Annotated in this window: 3 protein-coding genes and 1 pseudogene; all 4 read left to right on the top strand. The window is 63.0% G+C overall.

Annotated elements, in window-relative coordinates; all coding sequences use genetic code 11:
- On the top strand, positions 1–619 hold a 619-nt coding region (locus tag EOA85_RS37820), incomplete at its 5' end, for a cell envelope integrity protein TolA (RefSeq protein ID WP_245486201.1).
- Between the two features lie 330 nt (positions 620–949).
- Complete coding sequence (locus tag EOA85_RS31780; protein ID WP_127212369.1) at positions 950–1,630, top strand: HAD family acid phosphatase; 681 nt, start codon at positions 950–952, stop codon at positions 1,628–1,630.
- Between the two features lie 547 nt (positions 1,631–2,177).
- The gene (locus tag EOA85_RS31785) at positions 2,178–2,345 is read left to right on the top strand and encodes a DUF1127 domain-containing protein (protein ID WP_280951078.1); all 168 of its coding nucleotides are present in this window, start codon (positions 2,178–2,180) and stop codon (positions 2,343–2,345) included.
- A gap of 4 nt (positions 2,346–2,349) precedes the next feature.
- Positions 2,350–2,783: pseudogene (locus EOA85_RS38290) on the top strand (hypothetical protein); the annotation flags it as partial.

The following is a 2,783-nucleotide window of genomic DNA, read 5'->3' on the forward strand; positions in this document are numbered from 1 at the left end:
GCTCAAAGACATCGAGGAGGTGAAGCAGGTTCAGGCTGGCCGGAAATCAAAGCCGACCGAAGGCGCAGCCACGACCGAACAGGCGCCAGCGACCGGCGAACAGGTTGACCCGGAAGAGACCGCCAAGCCTGAGAAGCCGACGACCGAGGAGCAACCGGCCGCCGAGCAGCAGCAGGCCGAGCCGGAACAGGCGGCCAAGCCTGAGAAGCCGAAGGCCAAGGAACAGCCCGCCGCCGAGCAGCAGCAGGCCGAGCCCGAGCAGGCGGCCAAACCTGAGAAGCCAAAGGCCAAGGAACAGCCCGCCGCCGAGCAGCAGCAGGCCGAGCCCGAGCAGGCGGCCAAGCCTGAGAAGCGGAAGGCCAAGGAGCAGCCCGCCGCCGAGCAGCAGCAGGCCGAACCGGAACAGGCGGCCAAGCCTGAGAAGCGGAAGGCCAAGGAGCGGCCCGCCGCCGAGCAGCAGCAGGCCGAACCGGAACAGGCGGCCAAGCCTGAGAAGTCGAAGGCCAAGGAACAGCCTGCCGCCGAGCAGCAGCAGGCCGAGCCCGAACAGGCGGCCAAGCCCAAGCCACAGAAGCAAGAAAACAAGGCCTGCGATCCGCAGACAGAGGCGAACTGCTAAGTGTTGTGCGGGTACAGACTACGGCACCGCGATCGTTCCACCGCGGTGCCCGTTGAACGGCAACGCGCCAAAGCTGCGAGCGCTTGCCGACATCGACGATCGTTCATCCCATTTAATTTGTGCAGCAATGGCCGAAATCCTGCAACTTGCAGCAACTCATAGAAACATTCGGCGTCTGTTTTGGAATCGTCTAATTCAGCGTCGCAGTTTCGAGAACCTGTGCCCTTGCCTCGCTTGACAGAGGACTTGTCGCGACCGCAAGGTCTCATGATGCAGACGATGAGTTGGAATAGAATTGCGCGTGGTGCGGCCGTTGGAGCAATCGTGCTGATGACTGGCACAAATGTGCCTGTGTCGGCGCGTGCCGACGGCTCGCTCCTTCTTACAAGTCCGTCCCAGCCAGCCAATGTCGGCGACGCGATGCTGGCGGCCGCGAATTATCATGATTCCGGCGACTATGATCGCGACCTTGCCGCAGTGGCGAAGCAGGCAGGCGATTGGGTCGTCAAGCGCGCAACGGAGGTGCCTCGCCCCGCACTGGTGCTCGATATCGACGAGACGGCTTTGGCCAACTGGGAAGTGATCACACGTGATAATTTCGGCCGCCCGATCGGCGGCGCCTGCGACATCGCAATCGACGGTCCCTGTGGCTGGGCCGCCTGGGACCAGCTCGCGAAGGATCCGGCCGTCGACCCTGTGCTGGAGGTTTTCCGGCAGGCGCGAACGGCGAAAGTCGCAGTATTCTTCATCACCGGACGTCCGGAGGACCAGCGTCGGGCGACCGAACAGAACCTGCAATCGGCGGGCTATGCCGGCTATGAGCAACTTTACATGGTCCAGCCTGGAGCCAAATATGGTTCCGCCGCAGATTTCAAGGCACCCATAAGAGCCGAAATCGAAAAGGCCGGCTACACGATCATTGCCAATGTCGGTGACCAGCCATCGGACCTGTTCGGGGGGCATGCCGAGAAGCTGTTCCTGCTGCCGAATCCGTTCTACAGGGTTCGCTGACGGCGTGTACGGCGAACACCCGAACGCTAGGGCCCTTGCCGCCCAACGGCAGGCCGTGACCCGTTGTTTAGCTTGAGCAACAGCGAACGAACGACGGCTGTCGGGCGGGCAGACATGCCGATCATATTTATCTCCGGGTACGGCAACGTACCGATGTCAGCCCAGGCGATCGAAGATTTGACAGCCGCATATCGGCCCGACCAAGAGGGGCCCCCTCGTCGGGCCTGACCACAGACGATCGATTACGTCTAATGTCATGGCTACTCCAGCGGCAGACAACCGGCGATTGGAACCGGTGTCCCGGTGTTGCCATCTGAGCGCGAGCCAGCGTGGCTGATCGCGGACGCCGGTTCACCAATCAGCCCCAGGCGGTTTCCCGCGACTCTGGCAGCTCGGAATTCGCACCGCGCGGGAAGCGCTCCCCGGCGCTGAAACAAACGAAACACTTCGCATTCGGCGCGGAAAAACGCCTGAAACAGGGATGGTTTAAATGCAATGGCAACGCTGCATCCCGCGGCGCTAATCATGGAGTGTTGCAATGTCGATAATGCGAGCAGCTTACCGCTCTTTCCGGGACTACCGGGTTCACCGTATGGCGGAACGGACCCTTGCGGCAATGGACGATGCCTTCCTGAGGGACATCGGGATTAGCCGGTCAGAGATTGGTTTGGTGGTCCGCGGCTTGAAGCGCGGCCAAGAAGACAAGGCGGGCTGAAACCATGAAGCTTTCATTTAGGCTCCCGCTACTGGCCTGTGCGAGCCTGGCCGCCCTTCTGGCGGCGCCGGCCGCCAATGCCCATGACTCGGGCCTTCCGCACCGCCAGGCCAAGGCGGCGGCGGTTGGAGAGGATTCGACAAGCGTTCCGCTGTTCGAAAACCTCGGCAGCCATTCCTACCCTGTCACCACCGCCAACCCGCTGGCGCAGGCCTATTTCGACCAGGGCCTGCGCTGGGCGTGGGCGTTCAACCACGCCGAGGCGCAGCGCGCTTTCAGGGCCGCCCAGAAGCTGGACCCGACCTGCGCCATGTGTTTCTGGGGCGAGGCTTACGTGCTCGGCCCCAACATCAATGCCGGCATGGGTCGGGAGGCACCCGCGAACGCCGCCGAAGCTGTCGCGCAGGCGCGCAAGGTAGCGCACCTTGCCACCAGCCG

The organism is Mesorhizobium sp. M5C.F.Ca.IN.020.29.1.1, assembly GCF_003997375.1.
GTDB lineage: Bacteria > Pseudomonadota > Alphaproteobacteria > Rhizobiales > Rhizobiaceae > Mesorhizobium > Mesorhizobium wenxiniae.